This is a genomic window from Bacillus sp. 22-7, assembly GCF_010628845.1.
GTDB lineage: Bacteria > Bacillota > Bacilli > Bacillales > Cytobacillaceae > Cytobacillus > Cytobacillus firmus_B.
Window position 1 is genome coordinate 96,482 of the sequence record NZ_NJQY01000009.1, and the last position, 21,900, is coordinate 118,381.

Below are 21,900 nucleotides of genomic sequence, written 5' to 3' on the forward strand. Positions count from 1 at the left end.
GCAATGCCGGCTTTTTTAATGAAAAAAAGTGATGTCCCTGGGACATCACATTAATTTTTAGCGTTCAACCGGCTTTTTATTTTCATCCAAAGTAAAGCCTTCCCCCAGCACATCATGTACAGCTGTGACAGAAACAAATGCATGGGGATCAACAGAAGTAATCGCATTTTTTAAACGGACAATTTCATTTCGGCCGACAACACAATATAATACTTCCCGCTCTTTTTTGGTGAAGGAACCATGGCCTTTTAATACTGTAACGCCTCGATCCATTTCTTTCATGATTTTATCGGCAATTGCATCGTTTTGTTCTGATATGATCATGGCCCCCCTTGCTGCATAAGCCCCTTCCTGCATGAAATCTATTACTTTTGCACCCACAAAAACAGCAACCAGGGTATACATGGCTTCCCTGTAGTTCAAATATGTAATTAATGAAAGGGCAATTACAAAAAAGTCAAAAATGAACATTGTCTTTCCCATGCTGACTCCGGCATATTTATGTACAAGTCTGGCAATTATATCAACTCCGCCTGTTGTGCCTCCAAACCTGAAAATTGTGCCAAGGCCGATCCCGATAAAAACACCCGCGAATAAGGAAGCAAGAGTCAGATCCTCTTTTAATGGCATTTCAATCTGGTACCGCTGAAAAATCCATAGGAATAGGGACACACCGACCGTTCCGATGATGGTATAAAGAAAAACATACCTGCCCAGAAGTTTCCATCCAATAAAGAAAAGAGGTATATTTAGCAGAAGGTTAGTATAGGAAGGGTCCCACTCGAAAAGGAAGTATAAAAGCAGGGTAATACCGGTGAAACCGCCTTCAGCCAAGTTATTTTGCATATTAAAGTGAACAAGGCCCCATGAAAAAATGGCCGAACCTAGCAAAATGAAAAAAATATTCTTAAATTTTAATCCATAAAACATATTATCCCTCCGCTGCCTGAATATCACAATACCAAAGCGTATCTAATTATATAAGATACAGATTATAAGAGCAATAACATCAAAGGACAAGAAGCGGCTGACTGATCATCTATAAGCAATGATAAAAAATATTTGTAAAATGGCTGAGCTATAGCTTAACATGAAAAGTGGAAATATCGTATATAAAACATGTAATAGAAACAGAGGTGAAAGTATGGAGAATCCAAAAACAATGAAAGAAATGCAAACAGACGTTGACAAATACATAAGCCAATTTAAAGAAGGTTATTTCAGCCCATTGGCGATGCTTGCAAGGATGACCGAGGAACTTGGGGAACTATCCAGGGAAGTAAACCATCACTATGGTGAAAAACCAAAAAAATCCACAGAGGAAGAAAAGGCTATCGAGGAAGAGCTTGGAGATATGCTCTTTGTTCTAATATGCTTTGCTAATTCCTTAAATATTGACTTAGAAGAAGCGCACAATCGCGTCATGGAAAAATTCAGCACACGCGATAAAGACAGATGGACAAGAATTGAAGAGTAGAAGGAGAGAGGACAATGGATAAAGTTAAAGTTATTATTGCGGGACCGCGGGGGAGGATGGGAAGCGAAGCCGTCCATCTTGTTAATCAAACAGAGAACTATGAGTTAGCTGCTGTGATCGACCATAAAAATAGCGGTGGCTTTCTTAGCGATTTTGAAGGCTTCTCACAATTTGGCCATGTTCCGGTATACACAGATCTGGCCCTAGCCTTTCAGGAGCTAAGTCCCGACGTTCTGATCGATTTGACAACTCCGGAAGTAGGAATGTTCCATACAAAAACTGCCCTGGAATATGGTGTAAGGCCAGTTGTTGGAACAACAGGCTTTTCGAAGGATAATCTGAAAGAGCTTGAAGAACTTTGCCATGAAAAAGGCATTGGCTGCATTATTGCCCCAAACTTTGCACTTGGTGCTGTATTAATGATGAAATTCTCCCAATTGGCAGGAAGATATTTTAATGATGTGGAAATTATTGAGCTGCACCATGACCAGAAATTGGATGCTCCATCTGGTACTGCAGTTAAAACAGCGGAGATGATTGCTGATGTAAGAACGAAAAAGGAGCAGGGGCACCCGGAGGAGAAGGAAACGATTCCTGGTGCCAGAGGCGCAAATTTCGATGGCATGCATATACATTCTGTACGCCTGCCTGGCCTGATTGCTCATCAGCAGGTAATGTTCGGCTCTGAGGGCCAGACATTGACGATCCGTCATGACTCATATAATAGAGCTTCTTTTATGTCAGGAGTAAAACTTGCTGTTGATACGGTTTTGAAAATTGATACACTCGTTTACGGTCTCGAAAATATTATTGATTAGAGAGGGGTGCCGACATGAATATTGCCTTAATAGCCCATGATAAGAAAAAGGATGATATTGTAAGATTTGCGATCGCCTATAAATCCATTCTTGCCGAACATACCCTTTATGCTACCGGAACGACCGGTTCCCGCATCATGAAAGAATCTGGCCTTTCCATTCACCGTTTTCAGTCAGGACCTCTTGGCGGGGACCAGGAAATTGGTGCTTTAATTGCCAACAATAAAATGGATGTTGTATTTTTCTTCAGAGATCCTCTGACTGTTCAGCCCCATGAGCCGGATGTCTCAGCTTTGGTGCGTCTCTGTGACGTATATGCTGTGCCGCTCGCGACCAATATGGGCACAGCTGAAATTATTATTAAAGGCCTTGAACGCAATGATTTATCTTGGAGAAATATCGTAAGTGAAAAAGGTGACATGAATGAACCCGGATAACCTTGATATACTGGCATTTGGCGCGCATGCTGATGATGTTGAAATCGGCATGGGCGGCACAATTGCCAAATTTGCCTCTATCGGAAAAAAGATTGGAATATGCGACTTAACACGGGCCGAGCTTTCTTCCAATGGGACAGTTGAAATCCGTATAGAAGAATCGATGAAAGCAGCAGGCATTCTGGGGGTTAGTGTCCGGGAGACTCTTAATCTGCCTGACAGGGGCTTATTTTATAACCAGGAATACATAAAAAAGATCGCTGAAATGATCCGCAAATATAGACCTGCCCTTGTGTTTGCGCCATATATGGAGGACAGGCACCCAGACCACGGGCATAGTGCCCGCCTGGTGGAAGAAGCCGTCTTTTCAGCCGGAATCAAGAAATATGAAACAGGCGGCAATTTTGCTCCGCATAAGGTGAAAAGCCTGCACTTTTACATGATAAACGGCTTCCATAAGCCTGACTTCCTGATCGATATCTCTTCATTTATGGATAAAAAAATTGCAGGTCTCGAGTCCTATCAAAGTCAATTTACAAGAAGCCCAGGTTCATTTGATACACCGCTTGTCAACGGTTATATTGAAACTGTTGCAGCGAGGGAAAGCTTATTTGGAAAACAGGCAGGGGTGCAATATGCAGAGGGCTTTAAAGTGAAGAATCCCTTACTGGTAAATATGGATATATTCGGTGGAAAAATATGAGAAAAAAATTAAAAATAGGTATCACCTGCTATCCCACGGTGGGAGGATCAGGTGTTGTAGCAACAGAATTAGGGAAGATGCTTGCCGAAAAAGGCCATGAAATACATTTTATTTCATCAAGCCTCCCTTTTAGACTGAAAAGGATGTACCCCAATATTTTTTATCATCAGGTGGATGTCAATCAATACTCCGTATTTCAATATGCTCCTTACGATATCGCGCTGGCAAGTAAAATGGCGGAAGTGATAAAACGCGAGGGACTTGATCTGCTGCATGTGCATTATGCGATTCCTCATGCAGTCTGCGCGATTCTGGCAAAGCAGATGAGCGGTACAGACATTAAGATTGTTACCACCCTTCATGGAACAGATATTACAGTTCTCGGGTACGACCCATCCCTTACAGATGCGATACGTTTTGGAATCGAAAAGTCTGATGGAGTTACAGCTGTTTCCAAAGCTTTAATATCACAAACTTATGACCTGATCAAACCTGATAAGTCCATAAGAGCTGTTTATAACTTTATAGATGAAAGAATATACAGGAAAACCGATTCTCTTTATCTAAAAGAAGAATATGGCATAAACGCTGGTGAAAAGGTGATCATCCATGTATCTAATTTCCGCAGTGTAAAGCGGGTGCCGGATGTTGTGAAGGCCTTTGCAAAAATTTCTGCAGAAGTTCCTTCGAAGCTGCTGTTAGTAGGAGATGGACCGGAAATGAGCGTTATATGCAGACTGGTGAATGACCTGAAGCTTAAAGACAAGGTTTTGTTTTTGGGAAAGCAGGACAATGTGGAGGAGCTTTACAGCATCAGTGATTTAATGCTTTTATTATCGGAAAAGGAAAGCTTTGGACTTGTTGCTCTTGAGGCAATGGCATGCGGAGTGCCATGCATCGGTACAGATGTCGGTGGAATTCCCGAAGTAATCAGCCATGGTGAGACCGGCTATATTTGCACATTGGGTGATATAACTGATATCTCGCTAAAAGCAATTAAATTGCTTACTGATGAGAAACTGCTTGACAGGTTTTCTTCACAATCCATTTCGCTTGCAAAAGACAGGTTCAGTGCCGGCCGCATTGTCATTCAATATGAAGAGTTTTATTATGAACTTTTGGAAAAAGGTGACATTTGATGAATGAAGCTTTTGCAAAGGCAGTTCCTGTGCTCGAGAAGTTAGAGGCTGCAGGTTTTGAGGCCTATTTTGTAGGAGGCTCTGTCAGGGATTATATACTTGGAAAAGAAATTGCAGACGTCGATATTGCTACTTCGGCTACCCCGGAAGAAGTAAAAAACATATTCTCGAGAACACTTGATGTGGGTATTGAACATGGCACTGTGGTGGTTCTATATCATGGCATACCCTATGAAATTACAACCTTCCGAACAGAGGCTGAATACCTGGATTTTCGGCGGCCTTCAGAAGTGCAATTTATCAGATCACTGGAAGAGGATTTGAAAAGAAGAGATTTTACGATGAACGCGATTGCCATGGATAAAGAAGGGCTGCTTATCGATCCTTTTAACGGCAGGGGCGCTATAGAGGGGAAAAAAATTTGCACTGTAGGCAACCCTGCTGAGAGATTTACTGAAGATGCCCTTCGAATGATGAGAGCAGTCCGCTTTTTCAGCCAGCTGGCATTTGAGATTGATAAAAACACTTATGATGCTTTGGCATCCCTGTCACATTTACTTGAAAACATAGCAGTGGAAAGAAAGCTGGCAGAGTTCGAAAAGCTATTAGCGGGAACCGGCAGGATGAAAGCTCTTAAGGTCATTGCGGAAACAGGATTGTCTAATTATCTGCCAAAAATGTCAGGCTTCCAACAGGAATTAAAAGAAGCAGAAAATTATAATGCAGCAGATCTGACAGGAGATGAAATGTGGGCCTTTCTTGCGTATATCTTTAAGTTGGACGAGTCACAGGCTGAAGCTTTTCTGAAGAACTGGAAACTGCCTGTAAAGAGAACAAAAAAGATAGTGTCGATTATCAGCTGGATCCGGTACAGGGCCGAAAACCAGTGGGAGGCCTATTCCCTTTATCAGGCAGGGGACAAGTCCCTGAACGCTGAACGGGTCCGCAACGTAATCTTGCATGAGGACTCAAGCAGGGGAACAGACAGCCTGCTGAGTCAATATAATTCTCTGCCGATTAAAGAAAGAAGCGACCTTCAGCTTACTGGAGATCAGCTGATGGATTGGTTTGGCAAACCTCCTGGTCCCTGGATTAAAGCGGAGCTTGAAAAAACCGAAAAAGCAGTCTTGCGCGGCGAAGTGAGTAATAGTGATGAATCCATAAGGGAGTGGCTCATAAAGTGCAATCAGAAATCAGGAACAAATTGATTGATGCTTTTACGAAAAGCAATGAGGAATTTCTTTCAGGCCAGTATTTAGCTGACCTGATTGGATGTTCAAGAACGGCTGTATGGAAGCATATTGAAGAGCTGAGGAAAGAAGGCTTTGAATTGGAAGCGGTCAGAAGAAAAGGTTATCGGATAACAAAAACACCTGAAAAAGTTACCCCTGATGAAATCAGGCTTGGTCTGCAGACTGAAACCCTTGGACGCCAGATCCATCATGAAGAAAGTGTTGATTCAACTCAGAAGATTGCCCATCGCCTTGCATACGAAGGTGCGCAGGAAGGAACGGTGGTCATTGCGGAAGAACAGCTTTCAGGCAGGGGGAGAATGGACAGGAGATGGCACTCCCCAAAATCAACAGGCATATGGATGAGTGTTATTCTAAGACCGAACATTCCACCTCCGAAAGCTCCGCAGCTTACGCTGATTACAGCAGTGGCTGTTGTACAGGCAATTGAAGAGCTGACCGATTTAACACCGCAAATTAAATGGCCAAATGATATTTTGATGAACGGGAAGAAGGTTACAGGAATTCTGACAGAACTGCAGGCGGATGCGGACCGGATTATTTCTATTATCATAGGAATTGGCATCAATGTTAACCAGCAGCTTGATGATTATCCCGATGAACTTAAAGAAATTGCCACTTCATTATCCATTGAAAAAGGCGAAAAACTTTCAAGAGCTGAGCTGATTAAGATCCTGCTTGGCAAACTGGAAAGTCTGTATAAACTTTATTTAGAGAAGGGCTTTTATCCGATTAAGCTTTTATGGGAAAGTTATGCGGTCAGCATTGGCAAAAATCTTACGGCAAGGACGATTACCGGAAGCATATATGGCAAGGCCCTTGGAATAACCGAGGATGGGGTCTTGATGATTGAAGACAGCAGCGGGAAAGTCCATCACGTATATTCTGCAGACATTGAGCTGGATGTATAGAATGCCGGCCTGAAATTTTTTATAGCCAACTCAATTGCCTTTTTGATATACTTTTTATGGGCAGTATCCTTAACAGAACTGCACCTTTCTTAAGGAAACGCAAATATAATATATCTGCCTAGATCCAAAAAATGGACCGGGACAGAGGGATGAACTGATATATGAGCTAATGTAAAATCCTTCTGCCGACAGAAGGATTTTTTTAATGTTCTGTTTTTATAACTCATTATAGTTTTATTGCCTCTTCCTGCATAAGGAGGACGAATGATGAAGCAAACAACAGACTTTTTAAAAATGAAGGAAAATGATGAGAAAATTGTCATGCTGACCGCCTATGATTTCCCTGCTGCCAAACAGGCTGAAAAAGCCAACGTGGACATGATACTTGTTGGGGATTCGCTTGGGATGGTAGTGCTGGGCTATGATTCAACCGTTCCTGTTACGATGGAGGATATGATTCATCACGGAAAAGCTGTTAAACGAGGGGCACAACATACATTCATTGTGATTGACATGCCGTTTATGAGCTATCATTTGTCCGTAAAAGATACACTGTTAAATGGGGCAAGGCTCATTCAGGAGACAGGTGCACATGCTGTTAAGCTTGAAGGCGGTGATGAAGTCGCACAACAAATTGGTGCGTTAACAAAAGCAGGCATTCCTGTTGTTGCCCATCTCGGCCTGACACCACAATCCGTGGGGGTCCTTGGAGGCTATAAGGTCCAGGGGAAAAACGCTGAAGCAGCCAGAAAGCTGATTGATGATGCCAGGGAATGTGAGAGAGCCGGAGCCTTTGCTCTTGTCCTTGAGTGTGTTCCAAAACAGCTGGCAAGGCAGATCACGGAAGAATTGACGATTCCAGTCATTGGAATCGGGGCCGGCAAGGATACCGATGGACAGGTCCTTGTGTACCATGATGTATTAGGATACGGTGTAGATCGTGTTCCAAAGTTCGTGAAACAGTATGAAAATCTGAATCCGATTATCGGCGACAGCCTTACTAAATATTCCGATGAAGTGAAGAATGGAGCATTTCCTGATGATTCCCATTCTTTCAGGATGAAAGAGGAAGAGCTGCTGAGTCTGTATGGAGGAAAAGCATGAGAACGATTACTGATATAAGAGAAATGCAAAGGATTGCTTTACAGCTTAAGAGGGAAGGAAAAACAATCGGGTTTGTCCCCACAATGGGCTATTTGCATGAAGGCCATCTTTCGTTATTACAGAATGCCAGGAAAGAAAACGATGTTACAGTGGTCAGCATCTTTGTCAATCCGCTGCAATTTGGACCTAAAGAAGATTTAGCGACATACCCAAGGGATTTAGAGCGTGACAGCAGCCTTGCAGAGAAAGAGGGCTGCGATTATCTTTTTTTTCCTTCAGCAGAAGATATGTATCCTGCAGCACTGTCGGTAACGGCTAAGGTACAGGAGCGGACAGATGTTTTATGCGGAAAATCACGGCCCGGCCATTTTGATGGTGTTGCCACAGTTCTGATAAAACTGTTCAACATTGTTCAGCCGGATAAAGTGTATTTTGGGATGAAGGATGCCCAGCAGGTGGCTGTCGTTGACGGGCTTGTAAGAGATCTTAATATTCCAGTGGAGATTATCCCTGTTCAGACCGTCAGGGAAGAAGATGGTCTTGCTAAGAGCTCACGGAACGTGCATCTTCTGCCGGCAGAACGCGATCAGGCATCTGCTCTCTATAAAAGTCTTATAATGGCGGAGACTCTAATAGCTGAAGGGGAATACGATCCAGCGAGGATTCTCCGCAGCATCAGGGAATTTATTGAAAAAAACACAAGCGGAGAAATAGATTATATTGAGATTCTATCCTATCCAGATCTTAAACAGCTTTCCTGTTTGGAAGAGAAAATCATTATCGCTATGGCCGTTAAATTCAAAAAGGCCCGTTTAATAGATAACGCAATAATATCAGTGAAAAAAGAAAGCTAAGGGAGGAAGGCAGCATGTTTCGCACCATGATGAATGGCAAGATCCATCGTGCAACAGTAACAGAAGCCAATCTGAATTATGTTGGCAGCATCACAATTGATACGGACATTATTGAAGCGGTAGGAATGGCACCTAATGAAAAGGTTCAAATCGTTAATAATAACAATGGTGCTAGATTTGAAACCTATATTATCCCAGGGGAAAGAGGCAGCGGAGTAATCTGCGTGAATGGTGCAGCTGCACGTCTTGTTCAGGAAGGCGATATTGTCATTATCATTTCTTATGCTCTTGTTCCGGATGACAAGGTGCCTTATCATGAACCAAAGGTAGCCATAATGGACAGCAGCAATCGCATCGCTGACATGATACATGCAGAGCCTGAAAGTACAGTGCTATAATGTATTTTAACTAGAGCGGAACTCTTAAGGAGCTTCGGCTCTTTTTTATAATAGTCAGTGAATAAGGGACCTAAGCAGGTGGAAGAAAATAAAGAGAAAAAGGATTTGCCTTTTTCTTTTACCGTTTTTATGATACCTTTTGAATGACTGAATATAGAGGTGTTAGCCATGGGTAATAAATATGTTGTAGTGGATTTGGAAACAACCGGTAACGCCCCGAAAAAAGGCGATAAAATAATACAATTCGCTGCTGTGGTGATCGAAAACGGAATAATTACAGAGCAATATTCCTCCCTTATAAACCCGGAGCAATCCATTCCCCCTTTCATAGAAGAACTGACAGGTTTGTCAGATGAAATGGTAGAGAATGCCCCGCTTTTCTCGGAGATTGCCCCTAAAGTCCTGACTTTGCTCGAGGGTGCCTATTTTGTGGCTCACAATGTTTTATTTGATTTGTCCTTTTTACAGGAAGAATTGATTGAGGCGGGATATAACGGGTTTTACGGTCCTGTTCTTGATACAGTGGAGATGGCCAGAATTCTTTTTCCCACCGCAGATAGCTACAAATTATCGGATCTCGCACTCAGGGAAGGCCTTGATCATGAACGCCCCCATCAGGCTGACAGCGATGCATATGTTACCGCTGAGCTCCTGTTAATATTGTTAAACAAGCTTAAAAACCTTCCTCATACCACCATAGAACGGCTGCATAAGCTGTCTGGAGGCTTAAAAAGTGATCTGGATATATTATTGGACGAGCACATTTTAATTAATGAAAGCAAGATTGAGCAATTGGCAGATGACATTGAAGTTCACAGAGGTATTGCTTTAAAAAAAGGAACAGAACCACAGGAATCTGCAGGATCCGGACTTCAGGCCTTTCCTTTCCGTGAAGAGGAAAAACAGGCGTTGTTCGTTAAAGCTTTCCCGTCCTATGAAAAAAGGCAAGGCCAGTTTATCATGATGGATTCGGTTTATGAAGCCTTCAAAAATAAACAGCATGCATTAATAGAGGCAGGAACTGGTGTTGGTAAATCCCTGGCATACCTTGTTCCGGCGGCTTTACATGCAAAGGAGAGCGGCAGAACTGTCATTATCAGTACATATACAACACAGCTGCAGGAGCAGCTGCTTTCAAAGGATGTTCCTCTGCTGCAAAAAATGCTGTCATTCCCGCTTAGTACTGTATTGCTGAAGGGGAGAAGCCACTATATCAGCCTCGCGAGGTTCGTTCAAACACTAAGAGATGATGAAGATAATTATGATACAATCCTCAGCAAAATGCAGATTCTTGTATGGCTTCTGGAGACTGACACTGGTGATATTGATGAATTAAACCTGTCAAGCGGCGGGATGATTTACTGGAGCAGAATAAAGAATGATGAAACAGCTTTTTTGCAGGATAAGTCGTGGATATCGAGAGATTTTTATTTGAGGGCAAGAAAGGAAGCACAAAAGGCAGATATCATTATTACGAATCATTCACTGCTATTAACGGATCTTACAGCAAGTACTGCTATTTTGCCGGAATTCAGCCATGTGGTGATCGATGAAGGGCATCATTTTGTTAAGGCTTCCGGGAAACATTTCGGAAACAAGCTGGATTATTTATCAGTGCGGCTGATGCTTGGACAAATTGGAATGATGGAACAGAAACAGCTCTATTATAAGCTTGAGAAGCTGGTGGAAGAGAAAGCAGGGACACGGGATGATTTCATGCATTCTTTTGAAGTCAACCAATTAATAGCTGATATTCTTCATGAAATGGATGATTTGTTCAGAATAATAGCGATTTATGCTAAGAAGTACAATAAAGCCAAAAAAAGCGTAAATCGAATTTCAGTAAGATTTAATAATAGTACTGCCAATAAGGAAACGAAGGCTGTATTAGCGGGTGCCGAACGTTTTGGATTTATGCTTAAGGATTTAATCCAGGCGATAGACAGTCGTGTATGCGCAGTTTCAGCAATTAAATCGGTCCTGTCTCTTGAGGAAAAGGCATTAATGGAGGAAGTGGCTTCTATTTTGGATGATTTGCGGGATATGAAAGAAGACTTAAAGCATATCTTTCATTTGCCGGCCTCCGAATTTGTTGTATGGGTAGAAATGGATACACGCGCAGCACAAAATGCCACAACGGTTTATGCACAGCCAGTATCGGTTTCTGAATACCTTAAAGATCAATTCTTCAGCCGAAAGGAAAGTGCGGTCATTACATCTGCCACTTTATCTGTAAAAAATTCCTTTAGTTTTATCGTAAAAGAATTAGGTCTGGAGGAACAGCAATGCACTCTAAAGCAGATTCAATCTCCTTTTGATTATCAGAATCAGGTTAAACTAGTGGTTTCTGATGATTTGCCTGAAGTTAATGCAGTACCGCTCGAGGAGTATGTGGCCTCCATAACCGAGCATATTATTTCCATTGCGGAAGCAGCAAAGGGAAGAATGCTGATTCTTTTCACTTCGCATGAAATGTTAAGGAAAACCCATGAGCTTATTAAGGAATCAGGATTTCTGGAGGACTATGCTATCATCGCCCAGGGTGTGACAAGCGGGAGCAGGTCAAGGCTAACGAGAAATTTCCAGCGTTTTGATAAAGCCATCCTCTTAGGGACAAGCAGCTTTTGGGAAGGTGTGGATATCCCGGGTGAGGATCTTTCCTGTCTTGTTATTGTAAGACTGCCTTTTTCACCGCCTGATGAACCAATGGCACAGGCAAAAAATGAGCAAATTGCCAATAAAGGAAAAAACCCGTTTTCCGAATACTCATTGCCCGAGGCAATTATCCGCTTTAAGCAGGGTGTAGGGAGATTAATCAGAACAAGTTCCGACAGGGGAGTCATCGTGATATTTGACCGGAGAATCATCACCTCAAGATATGGGAAAGCATTCCTGGATTCCATTCCTCCCATTCCTGTCGAGAAAAGCCATATTGATGAAATTGTTGATTTGATTAATAATTGGCTATAAACGTTTTGTGTATTTTCACTTTCATTCCTTTATGATGAACAAAGGTCTGTAATGCAGGATAAATTTAGATGATTAACACATTATAAATTTGTTGGGTTTTAATTTTAAATGGCTATTTGTGATATGTAGCTTTTTCATAACTTAGTTAATTTGCTGAGTTGATCTTCGCTGTGGACACTTGATCCTCGAAAATGCTGACGCATTTCCTTCGTGCGGTGTTCAATCTAGGAAGCTTATTCAATGTCCTGCGGGAGGAGAGGGAAGTGTGAGACCCCGCAGGCGAAGCCGAGGAGGCTCGCATTCCTCCCCGCGGGTTCGCTGCGTGCCTGGAGCGGAAATCAACGGGCTAAATTCATTAACCAAAAACAACAATCTTTGAAAAGAGCCTTTTAAATAAACCCTCAGTCTGCTTTTGTTTCAATGTAGGAGGATGGAAAGATGAACGTGCTGTTCGCCTTTATGCTGCTGTTTGCGAATTGGTATTACATACCGAAAGATTCACCGGCAGTTCCTGTTAAAGTGGAAAGCATTGACCTAAAACTAAAAAATGATGAACTGGCTATTACGTTTTTTTCTCTATCGGATGGCGAGTCTGCCTTAATTCATCATGGAAATGACGAAAAAATCCTCATTAACACCGGTGGGCAGGGAACTGAGGGTGAATTAAGAAAGCTTCTTGAATTATATGGCGTTAATCAGATTTCAGCAGTCATCCTGACAGATGAAGAATTATATAATAAGGCAAGCCTTAAATGGCTTATTAAAAACTTTGGGGTAAGGGAAATTATAGCGAATGAATCTGCCCTTTCAGAACTGAAGTCTGAAAAAGGAATAAGTGATCTCGATTGTCATGCCTGGAAACAAAATGCGAAGCAGCAGCTTTTTCCGGGATTACATGCAGAAGTTTTATACGAAGGCAGTGACCTGGGGGAAGGAATGGATATTTCTTTTATATTCCAAAGACATCGGGTATTGTTTATGAACTCGACAAGTCCGGAAGCCAAAGAATTTCTTATGAAAAAAAAGTTATCAAATGTTAATATTGTTAAACTTCCTGCGTTTGGAGGGAATGGCTCTATATCAGAAGAGATGATTAAACATCTGGATCCCCAGATCGCTATTCTTTTTTATAGACCATCCATAAAACATGATTCAGATCTGTTTCGGCTGTTAAATGATGCCTGGGTTGATGTATATTATACAAGAAAGCACGGTACGGTCACCATCAAATTTACAGACGTTAATTATGAGCTATTCACGATTTTCCCGGATGAGGAGTTCAAATAAACAGAAAATGAACCTTCATGAAAAATTCCCAGGGAAGATTTTGTGAAGGCAATTAATTTTTGGCGGCTAATTAATGTAACTCAGCTAAGTTCCTGCCTTTTGAAAAGGCAGGAAACGAAAAAGCTGCGCTTATGGCGCAGCATGACGTGGTGGACCAGAAGAAAATTTGTATTGTTTTAATACCAGTTGATCATTTCTGCTGTTATACTGTTACTGAGAATTATTTCTTTGTAAAATTAGTTTAACCTTAACGGTTGGGTATATAAGTTACAAATATTGTAGAGGCTGAGGAGGAATTCCAGAATGGAAAGCAAAATTGAGGTTTTATCTACGGTGAAGATCCAGCATAGCCCGGATCTGTATAAAATTGTTGATGCACTGAATAGAACGTTAAAAGAAAAAGACTTGATGTTCGGTTTGGCGCTTGATCAGGAAGACCAAAATAAAGCGATTTTTACGATTTATCGTACATAAAAGAGTGATTGAGACATGAAAAAAATTTTATGGGGTATCATTATTCTGCTTGTCATAAGCATTGGAGCAGGCTCTTTCATTTACTTAAACAGCACGAAGCCAGTGAGGGCAGCAGAATCAAAGGCAGTTGAGATTGCAAAACAGGAAACGGATCTTTCTGAAGCTGAAGATTTCAATTTATATCATGGAACAGAGACCTTCTATGTGATTGAAGGCAAAGACCATGATGGTACAAGCATATATGTCTGGATTCCGGAAAAAAAGGGAAAAATCGTCTCACTGAAGCAATCTGATGGAATTTCCAAAAATGAAGCCATTAACAGGCTCAAGCAAGAGAAAAATGCTGCTGAGATCGTGTCTGTTCGGCTGGGAATGGAGAAAAATATTCCATTATGGGAAATTCATTACCGTTCCGGCAGTAATTTAATAAATTATTACTATATAGATTTTAAAACAGGGGAATGGCTGAAAAAAATTGAAAACCTGTAGCCTAAGGCATTCACCGCCACAATGCAGGAGAAAATCGGGAGGAAGCAAGCAATGGAGATTCAATTGGCACAAAGAGTAAAAGCATTAACACCATCAACAACTCTGGCAATCACTGCTAAAGCAAAAGAGCTAAAGGCCCAGGGACATGATGTTATCGGATTGGGAGCAGGCGAGCCGGACTTTAATACGCCACAGCATATCATTGATGCTGCCGTGAAATCAATGAATGAGGGTCATACAAAATATACACCATCGGCAGGGCTTCCAGCATTAAAGAAAGAAATCGCAAACAAGTTTAAAAAAGATCAGGGACTTGAATATGATGCTTCACAAATCATCGTAACCAATGGGGCAAAGCATGGCTTATATACACTGTTCCAGGTCTTGCTGAATGAAGGGGATGAAGTCATTATCCCAATTCCATATTGGGTCAGCTATCCTGAACAGGTTAAACTAGCCGGGGGTGTTCCTGTTTATGCAGAGGGAAGAGAAGAAAATGGCTTTAAAATCACTCCGGAACAGCTGGCCAAAAGCATAACTGATAAAACCAAGGCTGTTATTATCAACTCTCCAAGCAACCCGACAGGCATGCTTTATTCTGCAGAGGAATTAAAGGAGCTTGGAGAGGTATGTTTAAAGCATAATGTTCTGATTGTTTCTGATGAAATTTATGAAAAACTGGTTTATGGCAGCCATCAGCATACTTCAATTGCTGAGCTTTCACCTGAGCTTAAGGAACAAACCATTATAATTAACGGGGTATCTAAATCTCATTCTATGACAGGCTGGAGAATTGGATATGCTGCAGGCAATAAAAGTATTATCAAAGCCATGACCAACCTTGCCAGCCACAGTACATCCAACCCGACAACAACAGCACAATATGGCTCAATCGCTGCATATGCCGGGCCGCAGGATACACTAGAAGAAATGAGAGAAGCATTCGAACATCGACTAAACGTTATCTATGATAAATTAATCAGCATTCCGGGTTTTACCTGTGTAAAGCCACAAGGTGCATTTTATCTGTTTCCTAATGTAAAAAAGGCAGCAGAATTGACCGGATTTGCGAGTGTCGATGAATTTGTGGAGGCTCTTCTGGAGGAAGCGATGGTTGCAGTCATTCCTGGATCAGGTTTTGGCGCTCCGGATAATATCCGTTTATCCTATGCAACTTCTCTTGAGTTATTAGAAAAGGCAGTGGAACGGATGCGCGGATTTGTTGAAAGAAACTTAAAATAATAGTAAAACGGGAAAGCCGGATCGTATCCGGCTTCCTTCTATGTTTTCAGCCTAATTAGAGCGTTTACTAATTTACTGTTATTGCTTGTCAATGTGCTTGAAGGTATAATATATAGCGATACATAAGAAGTGATTGCTTAGATTTTTTTGGAGGGAACTTAAATTGATAAAAACAACAATTTCTCAAGTTCATAAATATGTTGACCAGGAAGTTACTATTGGTGCTTGGATTGCCAACAAGCGTTCAAGCGGGAAGATTGCGTTTTTGCAGCTGCGCGATGGTACAGGATTTATTCAAGGTGTTGTAGTAAAAGCGGAAGTGCCGGAGGAAATCTTCCAAGGTGCTAAATCAGTCACTCAGGAATCTTCCGTATATGTGACGGGCAGAATCCAGAAGGACGAGCGTTCTCCTTTCGGATTTGAAATGCTGGTTACAGGCCTTGAAGTTCTTCATCAGGCTGTCGATTATCCTATTACGCCAAAAGAGCATGGAACTGAATTCCTTATGGATAATCGCCACTTGTGGCTTCGGTCCCGCCGTCAGCATGCAGTCATGAAAATCAGAAATGAAATTATCCGGGCAACTTATGAGTTTTTCAATGAGCAAGGGTTTTCCAAGGTTGACCCGCCAATTCTGACGGGCAGCGCACCGGAAGGAACGTCCGAGCTTTTTGCGACCAAGTATTTTGATGAAGATGCTTATTTATCCCAAAGCGGCCAGCTTTATATGGAAGCAGCTGCGATGGCTCTTGGAAGAGTATTTTCATTCGGCCCGACTTTCCGTGCTGAAAAATCGAAAACCCGCCGTCATTTAATCGAATTTTGGATGATTGAACCTGAAATGGCTTTCTGCGAATTTGATGAAAACTTAAAAGTTCAGGAAGAATATGTTGCTCATATTGTTCAGTCCGTACTTAAGAATTGTTCAATTGAACTTAAAACACTTGGCCGTGATACAGAGAAGCTTGAAAAAATTACAGCTCCATTCCCTCGCATAACGTATGATGAAGCAATTAAGTTTCTTCAGGAAAAGGGCTTCGATGATATTCAGTGGGGGGACGACTTTGGAGCACCGCATGAGACTGCAATTGCAGAAAGCTATGATAAGCCAGTCTTTATCACGCACTATCCAACTTCACTGAAGCCTTTCTATATGCAGCCGGATCCTTCAAGAGAAGATGTTGTACTATGTGCCGACTTGATTGCACCTGAAGGATATGGAGAAATCATCGGCGGCTCTGAGCGGATACATGATTATGACCTGCTTAAGCAGCGCATTGATGAACATAAATTAGATTTGGATGCTTACAAGTGGTACTTGGAGCTTCGCCAATATGGTTCAGTGCCTCATTCAGGATTTGGCCTTGGGCTTGAAAGAACAGTTGCCTGGATCAGCGGCGTCGAGCATGTACGTGAAACAATTCCGTTCCCTCGATTATTAAACCGCCTATATCCATAATAAAAAGTGAATGAATAAATTAAGCAAAAATCCGCCTCCCGCGGATTTTTTGCTTCTTCTAGTTTCGTTAGAACATTCAGAAGAAGGCAGTCAAGCTGAATCTTCATGGAAAAGTTACCGTTTTTTCAACTCACTTTGGTCACTATGTTCATGATATACTGAGAAGGAGGTGTCCCGAATGTCTAAAAATAGTTTATTAAAATGGCTGCAGGAAGGTAATATTTCAATACCTGGAGTCCTGCTTTCACAATATAAAGAAATGAATTTGAATGAGCATGAACTCGTCCTGATACTTCATGTAATTTCCTATATTGAACATGGAAATAAATTTCCCACCCCTGTAGAATTATCTTCCCGAATGACCATTTCTGTGGCTGAATGTACAGAAATGCTAAGAAAATTAATCCAAAAAGGCTTTATTGATATTAAAGATAGCTACTCTGCCGATGGAATCAGATATGAAAGTTACCATCTTGATCCGCTTTGGGAGAAGCTCATTGATCAGTTTCTGCTCAGCGGTAAAAAAGAGGAAGCTGCTAAGATGCAGCAGGAGGAAACAGATCTTTATACCTGCTTTGAAAGGGAGTTTGGCAGGCCGCTTTCACCTTTTGAATGTGAAACACTTGCTCTTTGGATGGATGATGACCACCATGATCCCCATATTATAAAAGCTGCCTTAAGAGAATCTGTCCTTTCCGGTAAACTGAATTTCAGATATATAGACAGGATCCTTTTTGAATGGAAAAAGAACGGCATAAAAACGATTGAACAGGCTAAAAGCTATGGGAAAAAATTCAGGCAGAATCAAGCACAGCAAAGGACAAAGAGGGAGGATACTCCGTCACAGACAACGAAATCTGTTCCCTTTTATAATTGGCTTGAACAGTAAGCAGGCACTGCTGCCCGAAAAAATAATGAAGATAGTAAGTTGGTGATTTCTTTGTTAAATAAAACACAAATTAGACACTGCCTTGATGCAATGGGAGAAATGTTCCCGGAGGCACATTGCGAATTGAATCATTCCAACCCGTTTGAACTGGTCATAGCAGTGGCACTGTCTGCACAATGTACTGATGCACTGGTTAACAAAGTGACAAGGAACCTGTTCCAAAAGTATAAAACCCCCGAGGATTACCTGAATGTTTCCATAGAGGAGTTGCAGGAGGATATCCGCTCCATTGGTCTTTATCGAAACAAAGCCAAGAATATCCAAAAGCTATGCAAATTGCTTCTCGATGAATACGGAGGGGTAGTGCCGCGAGACAGAGACGAGCTGACAAAGCTTCCCGGAGTAGGCCGCAAAACAGCTAATGTCGTTGTCTCAGTGGCTTTTGGGATGCCTGCCATTGCGGTTGATACTCATGTTGAACGAGTCAGCAAAAGGCTTGGTTTCTGCCGCTGGAAGGACTCTGTACTGGAAGTTGAAAAGGCATTGATGAAGAAAGTGCCGATGGATGAATGGTCAGTTACACATCATCGTATGATCTTTTTTGGAAGATATCACTGTAAGGCACAAAAACCTCAATGTGAAATATGCCCGCTGCTCGATTTATGCCGGGAAGGCAAAAAACGAATGAAGGTGAAGCAGGCAAAATGACCGGAGAAATCGTCATACCTGTTAAAGAACAATTATGCCATTCCCTGTTTTATAAAAGGGGTGATTCAGTGGCTGTAAACCAAGAATCTCTTTTCGCTTACCAGCCCCTGCCGCCCTTTTTATACGAAGCGGCTTTTTATGCAGGTATCCCTGCAGTAAGACCTTGGGAAAACAATGCTAATTATATTCCGGTTTTGTTTGATGAGTGGGCAGGACAGAAGAATCTCCTTGGTATGCACTTCACAAACCGGGACCGGAAAGCTGCTTTAGATCCGATGAAAGTATCTTTGGGATTGTTTTTACAGATGCTCTATTGGACAAACGGGAAGCCGGTAAACCTTTTGTCCGATTCCGGAGAGTTGTCAATAAAGCCAGTGAATAGTAAAGAACGGCTGGATTTCATTTTTGCACGTCCGGCTTTTTATCATTCTTACATACAGCTGTCTGAACTTATAGCTGAAATGGAGAAGCAATATATGAGGATGCTGGCATTAGAAAAAATGAAGAAAAAGCGCTGATTCAAAACTGAATCAGCGCTTTTTTATAAGCTTTATTTAATTACGGCCGCCACTGGATTCAGATCCGTTGTCGGAATCTCCTCCGGTGTCGCCGCCAGTCCCGCCAGTTTCAGTTCCAGTTCCTGCTCCGGTACCTGTATCGCCATCTCCAGTACCTGTATCGCCATCTCCGGAACCTTCACCATCACCGTTTCCGGCTCCTTCACCGTCTCCAGTACCTGTATCGCCATCTTCGGAACCTTCACCATTACCATTTCCAGAACCATCGCCATCCTGGTTTCCGTCCTGGCCGCCTTCACCATTTTGATTGTCCTGATCTTCCTGTTCTTCTTCTTCCGTTCCTTCCTGCCCTTCATCTTCCGTTTCATCTTCTTCGATGAGACTTGGGTCAGGGATTTCTACTTTTACAGAAGCAGGATCACTTTGCTGGTCACCGTTAAATGCTGTTACTTTAAAGGTATACACAGCACCTGGCTGAGGGTTGGCAATTTTTAAGCCTTTTTCTGAAGTAACGCTAAGCTGCTGATCTCCGCCTTCATTTACGGATACAGTCACTTCAAATTGAGTGCCTTCTGCGTCTTCCGGGTAATTCCATGATAATGTGATCTCATTTGCATCCTGGTCAAAGTTCGCTGACAGTCCAGAAGGGGAGTCCAGTTTATCAAACTTCTCGGACACTTGTGTCGGAGCATTGCCTTTTACAGCGTACTCATAAATGATTTGCTCCTTAGGTGTGTACTGGCTTGCCAGTTTGGCAGGATTGCTGCCTTTTTCAATGGCTACCTTCTCTACAGAGTTAGGGGCCTTGAAGTCTTCCGTTTCTTTTCCTTCTGAAACATGTGCCATTAAGCTGCTGAAAAGCTTTTGAGCAATTTTTTGCTCATCGCCGGCCGGGATGTAATTTTTTCTATCCTGATAGCCGGTCCAGACAGCTGCTGTATAATTAGTTGTATAGCCTGCAAACCAGGCATCAGGCACGGCACCTTGAGGTATTCCAAATTCCTGTTCCTGTTCATCCGTATAGTTTGTAGTCCCTGTTTTCCCTGCAACAGGCAATCCAGGTACATCAGCCAGACGGCCCGTTCCGTAAGAAGATTTAACTACACTTTTCAGCATGTCACTGATCATAAATGCTGTATAATCCTTCATCACTACTTCAGATTCAGGTTTCAAATCAAGCTTCGTGCCGTCACGCATTTCAATTTGCTTGATGGCATGTGGTTCAGTGTAGAAGCCATTATTACCAAATGCACTGTATGCACCGGCTACCTGAAGAGAAGAAACCTCATAAGCGCCGATAGAATAGGACTCATACATCTCTTTCATTGGAATGCCTAATTTATTGGTGAATTCCAATGCTTTATCAGTCCCGACTTCCTGAAGTGTTTTCAGAGCCGGAATGTTGCGTGAGCGGGCAAGGGCCTCACGCATGGACATAGGACCCATGTGTTTTCCATCCCAGTTATTGATTTCTGTACCTCCGGAATATGTGTGAGGTTCATCAACTATTGTCTGGTAAGTTCCCCATTTTAGATATTCGATTGCTGGTCCATAATCGACAATTGGTTTAAAGGTTGAACCGGCATGTCTTTTTTGATCCACGGCAAAGTTAAAGCCGCGTTTTACTTCCTGATTGCGTCCTCCTCCGATTGCTCTGATTTCCCCAGTTTTGGTATCAAGCAGGGTGATTCCTGCTTGGAATTCGTCATCTGGATACGCTACTGCTGCATCAGTGTTTAAAATGTTTTCTACGTGTTTCTGTGCATTTGGATCGAGTGTCGTATGGATTTTCAGCCCGTCAGAATATGGGTTAAGATCCGGGTATTTTTTTTCGACTTCGTCCAAGACAACATCGATGAAAGAATCATATTTTGATTCGTTTGTTTCTCTTTTTTCTTCAGCCACAAGAGTAGATTCCACAGGAACCTTTTGGGCTGCTTCCATTTCTTCTTTTGTAATAAAACCATGCTGATTCATCAGTGAAAGGACAATATTTCTCCTTTTCTCTGCTTTGTCAGGATGATCAAAAGGATTATAATTGTTCGGGCTTTGCGGCATGCCGGCTAAGAGGGCAGCTTCATGCAGTTCCAGCTCACTAAGTTCTTTACCGAAGAAAATTTTCGATGCCGTTAATACCCCATGGCCTTCAGACATATAAATCTTGTTTACATACATTTCAAAGATTTCCTGTTTTGTATACTTGCGTTCAAGCTGGAAGGCAAGCCAGGCTTCCTGGGCTTTTCTGCTAAGCGTTTTTTCATTATTCAGGAAGGAGTTCTTTACCACCTGCTGGGTAATCGTACTTGCCCCTTCAGAACCAAATCCGCGCGTAACATTTGCGATAACAGCACCGCCTAAACGGATTAAGTCCATTCCATTATGTTTATAAAAGCGGACATCCTCAGTTGCTAAAAAGGCGTCTTCCACAAGTTTTGGAATGTCTTCATATGCGACATAATCCCGGTTTTCCGAGCCTACATCTGTAATGAATTCGCCCTCCATATCGTAAATCTGTGAAGAAATGGGATCCTTCAGCAATTTTTCATCAAGCTTTGGTGAGTCTTTCACCATAAATGCAAAAGCGCCTGCTCCTAAGAGCATTCCAGCAATTCCGAGGGCAATTAAAATAAGGAAAATACGTTTAAAAGTGCCTGTGCCTTTTTTCTTGCCCTTCTTTTTAGGCTTGGATTGCTGTTTGCGGCGCTCCTCCCTTGATTGATATTTTTCTGTCATATCTATGTTCATCCTTTCTGACAATGGAACTGTAAAT

The 21,900-nt window shown here is 42.1% G+C and carries 21 protein-coding genes; 19 read left to right on the forward strand and 2 right to left on the reverse strand.

Annotation, left to right across the window (positions count from 1 at the left end):
• Positions 1-57 precede the first annotated feature (57 nt).
• On the reverse strand, positions 58-930 hold the full coding sequence (locus CE058_RS08155) for a YitT family protein (RefSeq protein WP_048008307.1): 873 nt from the start codon (positions 928-930) through the stop codon (positions 58-60).
• 214 nt (positions 931-1,144) lie between these two features.
• Here CE058_RS08155 and CE058_RS08160 point away from each other — a divergent pair, with 214 nt between their 5' ends.
• The 19 genes from CE058_RS08160 to CE058_RS08250 all read left to right on the forward strand — a co-directional run bounded on the left by CE058_RS08160 (position 1,145) and on the right by CE058_RS08250 (position 19,130).
• On the forward strand, positions 1,145-1,477 hold the full coding sequence (locus tag CE058_RS08160) for a nucleotide pyrophosphohydrolase (RefSeq protein WP_048008308.1): 333 nt from the start codon (positions 1,145-1,147) through the stop codon (positions 1,475-1,477).
• 14 nt (positions 1,478-1,491) lie between these two features.
• Positions 1,492-2,295 (forward strand): 4-hydroxy-tetrahydrodipicolinate reductase, encoded by an 804-nt coding sequence (dapB, locus tag CE058_RS08165; RefSeq protein WP_048008309.1) that lies wholly within the window; start codon positions 1,492-1,494, stop codon positions 2,293-2,295.
• A 14-nt stretch (positions 2,296-2,309) separates the two neighbouring features.
• Positions 2,310-2,732, forward strand: coding sequence for a methylglyoxal synthase (gene mgsA / locus CE058_RS08170; protein ID WP_048008310.1), 423 nt, complete (start codon positions 2,310-2,312; stop codon positions 2,730-2,732).
• On the forward strand, positions 2,719-3,435 hold the full coding sequence (gene bshB1 / locus CE058_RS08175) for a bacillithiol biosynthesis deacetylase BshB1 (protein WP_163141869.1): 717 nt from the start codon (positions 2,719-2,721) through the stop codon (positions 3,433-3,435). Before mgsA ends, bshB1 begins: the two co-directional genes overlap by 14 nt.
• A complete protein-coding gene (gene bshA / locus CE058_RS08180) occupies positions 3,432-4,574 on the forward strand; it encodes an N-acetyl-alpha-D-glucosaminyl L-malate synthase BshA (protein ID WP_163141872.1) in 1,143 nt (380 codons plus the stop codon). The genes bshB1 and bshA overlap by 4 nt, the downstream gene beginning before the upstream one ends.
• Positions 4,574-5,782: a CCA tRNA nucleotidyltransferase gene (locus CE058_RS08185; protein WP_048008313.1), complete on the forward strand. Its 1,209-nt coding sequence runs from the start codon at positions 4,574-4,576 to the stop codon at positions 5,780-5,782. The genes bshA and CE058_RS08185 overlap by 1 nt, the downstream gene beginning before the upstream one ends.
• Positions 5,755-6,738, forward strand: coding sequence for a biotin--[acetyl-CoA-carboxylase] ligase (locus tag CE058_RS08190; protein ID WP_163141875.1), 984 nt, complete (start codon positions 5,755-5,757; stop codon positions 6,736-6,738). The genes CE058_RS08185 and CE058_RS08190 overlap by 28 nt, the downstream gene beginning before the upstream one ends.
• 267 nt (positions 6,739-7,005) lie before the next feature.
• Entirely contained in the window at positions 7,006-7,842 is an 837-nt protein-coding gene (gene panB, locus CE058_RS08195; protein ID WP_048008315.1) for a 3-methyl-2-oxobutanoate hydroxymethyltransferase, read from the forward strand.
• Positions 7,839-8,696: a pantoate--beta-alanine ligase gene (panC, locus tag CE058_RS08200; RefSeq protein ID WP_048008316.1), complete on the forward strand. Its 858-nt coding sequence runs from the start codon at positions 7,839-7,841 to the stop codon at positions 8,694-8,696. Before panB ends, panC begins: the two co-directional genes overlap by 4 nt.
• A gap of 14 nt (positions 8,697-8,710) precedes the next feature.
• Entirely contained in the window at positions 8,711-9,094 is a 384-nt protein-coding gene (panD, locus tag CE058_RS08205) for an aspartate 1-decarboxylase (protein ID WP_048008317.1), read from the forward strand.
• Between the two features lie 168 nt (positions 9,095-9,262).
• On the forward strand, positions 9,263-12,064 hold the full coding sequence (gene dinG, locus CE058_RS08210; RefSeq protein ID WP_163141878.1) for an ATP-dependent DNA helicase DinG: 2,802 nt from the start codon (positions 9,263-9,265) through the stop codon (positions 12,062-12,064).
• Positions 12,065-12,502: 438 nt separating this feature from the next.
• Positions 12,503-13,351, forward strand: a complete 849-nt coding sequence (locus CE058_RS08215) for a ComEC/Rec2 family competence protein (protein WP_048008319.1) — start codon at positions 12,503-12,505, stop codon at positions 13,349-13,351.
• 303 nt (positions 13,352-13,654) lie between these two features.
• Positions 13,655-13,825 (forward strand): YpmA family protein, encoded by a 171-nt coding sequence (locus CE058_RS08220; protein ID WP_163141881.1) that lies wholly within the window; start codon positions 13,655-13,657, stop codon positions 13,823-13,825.
• Positions 13,826-13,840: 15 nt separating this feature from the next.
• Complete coding sequence (locus CE058_RS08225; RefSeq protein ID WP_048008320.1) at positions 13,841-14,314, forward strand: cell wall elongation regulator TseB-like domain-containing protein; 474 nt, start codon at positions 13,841-13,843, stop codon at positions 14,312-14,314.
• Positions 14,315-14,371: 57 nt separating this feature from the next.
• Positions 14,372-15,556, forward strand: a complete 1,185-nt coding sequence (locus CE058_RS08230; RefSeq protein WP_163142081.1) for a pyridoxal phosphate-dependent aminotransferase — start codon at positions 14,372-14,374, stop codon at positions 15,554-15,556.
• Positions 15,557-15,722: 166 nt separating this feature from the next.
• Complete coding sequence (gene asnS / locus CE058_RS08235) at positions 15,723-17,015, forward strand: asparagine--tRNA ligase (RefSeq protein ID WP_156185103.1); 1,293 nt, start codon at positions 15,723-15,725, stop codon at positions 17,013-17,015.
• A gap of 178 nt (positions 17,016-17,193) precedes the next feature.
• A complete protein-coding gene (locus CE058_RS08240) occupies positions 17,194-17,904 on the forward strand; it encodes a DnaD domain-containing protein (RefSeq protein ID WP_163141884.1) in 711 nt (236 codons plus the stop codon).
• 51 nt (positions 17,905-17,955) lie between these two features.
• Positions 17,956-18,612, forward strand: coding sequence for an endonuclease III (gene nth / locus CE058_RS08245; protein WP_048008324.1), 657 nt, complete (start codon positions 17,956-17,958; stop codon positions 18,610-18,612).
• Positions 18,613-18,680: 68 nt separating this feature from the next.
• Positions 18,681-19,130, forward strand: a complete 450-nt coding sequence (locus CE058_RS08250; RefSeq protein ID WP_227888270.1) for a YpoC family protein — start codon at positions 18,681-18,683, stop codon at positions 19,128-19,130.
• Between the two features lie 36 nt (positions 19,131-19,166).
• Here the strand turns inward: CE058_RS08250 and CE058_RS08255 are convergent, their stop codons facing one another.
• Positions 19,167-21,863 carry a penicillin-binding protein 1A gene (locus tag CE058_RS08255; protein ID WP_163141887.1) on the reverse strand — a complete coding sequence of 899 codons (2,697 nt, stop codon included), beginning with the start codon at positions 21,861-21,863 and terminating at the stop codon, positions 19,167-19,169.
• Between the last annotated feature and the right edge of the window lie 37 nt (positions 21,864-21,900).

Excerpts from the sequence above, each read along its gene's own strand:
- dapB (WP_048008309.1), top strand. The coding sequence starts at position 1,492 with ATGGATAAAGTTAAAGTTATTATTGCGGGACCGCGGGGGAGGATGGGA.
- panD (WP_048008317.1), top strand. The coding sequence starts at position 8,711 with ATGTTTCGCACCATGATGAATGGCAAGATCCATCGTGCAACAGTAACA.
- CE058_RS08255 (WP_163141887.1), bottom strand. The coding sequence starts at position 21,863 with ATGACAGAAAAATATCAATCAAGGGAGGAGCGCCGCAAACAGCAATCC.
- CE058_RS08225 (WP_048008320.1), top strand. The coding sequence starts at position 13,841 with ATGAAAAAAATTTTATGGGGTATCATTATTCTGCTTGTCATAAGCATT.
- CE058_RS08220 (WP_163141881.1), top strand. The coding sequence starts at position 13,655 with ATGGAAAGCAAAATTGAGGTTTTATCTACGGTGAAGATCCAGCATAGC.
- CE058_RS08160 (WP_048008308.1), top strand. The coding sequence starts at position 1,145 with ATGGAGAATCCAAAAACAATGAAAGAAATGCAAACAGACGTTGACAAA.
- panC (WP_048008316.1), top strand. The coding sequence starts at position 7,839 with ATGAGAACGATTACTGATATAAGAGAAATGCAAAGGATTGCTTTACAG.
- CE058_RS08185 (WP_048008313.1), top strand. The coding sequence starts at position 4,574 with ATGAATGAAGCTTTTGCAAAGGCAGTTCCTGTGCTCGAGAAGTTAGAG.
- dinG (WP_163141878.1), top strand. The coding sequence starts at position 9,263 with ATGGGTAATAAATATGTTGTAGTGGATTTGGAAACAACCGGTAACGCC.
- mgsA (WP_048008310.1), top strand. The coding sequence starts at position 2,310 with ATGAATATTGCCTTAATAGCCCATGATAAGAAAAAGGATGATATTGTA.
- panB (WP_048008315.1), top strand. The coding sequence starts at position 7,006 with ATGAAGCAAACAACAGACTTTTTAAAAATGAAGGAAAATGATGAGAAA.
- CE058_RS08215 (WP_048008319.1), top strand. The coding sequence starts at position 12,503 with ATGAACGTGCTGTTCGCCTTTATGCTGCTGTTTGCGAATTGGTATTAC.
- bshB1 (WP_163141869.1), top strand. The coding sequence starts at position 2,719 with ATGAACCCGGATAACCTTGATATACTGGCATTTGGCGCGCATGCTGAT.
- CE058_RS08240 (WP_163141884.1), top strand. The coding sequence starts at position 17,194 with ATGTCTAAAAATAGTTTATTAAAATGGCTGCAGGAAGGTAATATTTCA.
- bshA (WP_163141872.1), top strand. The coding sequence starts at position 3,432 with ATGAGAAAAAAATTAAAAATAGGTATCACCTGCTATCCCACGGTGGGA.
- CE058_RS08155 (WP_048008307.1), bottom strand. The coding sequence starts at position 930 with ATGTTTTATGGATTAAAATTTAAGAATATTTTTTTCATTTTGCTAGGT.